This is a genomic window from Lactococcus sp. S64 (assembly GCF_016516525.1).
GTDB lineage: Bacteria > Bacillota > Bacilli > Lactobacillales > Streptococcaceae > Lactococcus > Lactococcus lactis.
The window spans coordinates 1-259 of the sequence record NZ_JACVUQ010000042.1 but is presented as its reverse complement, the minus strand read 5'-3'; the positions used below and the strand labels follow the sequence as shown (position 1 = coordinate 259).

Genomic DNA, 259 nt, shown 5'->3' with positions numbered 1-259 from the left:
TGATTGGAAGAGTTCATAAACTTCACTTTCCCCCACTCGAAGATAACCACGCCCCGCATTAGTGATGTGAGCAGCATCGCCTGTTTTAATCAAAGCTTTAGAATTGGCCTCGTCTGACATTTTGAGCGCAACTTTAGATTTGGCATTGGCGTCAATTTGATCATTGACGACACCATCTGGTTTTTGAGTCGCAAGAATCAAGTGAACGCCAAGAGAACGTCCAATACGTGCAACTGAGGTCAATTCATCTAGGAATTCT

1 pseudogene is annotated in these 259 nt (G+C 43.6%); it reads right to left on the bottom strand.

Annotated features, from left to right (window positions below):
- Window positions 1-259 (bottom strand): annotated as a pseudogene (locus IAE51_RS12075) (type VII secretion protein EssC); the annotation flags it as partial.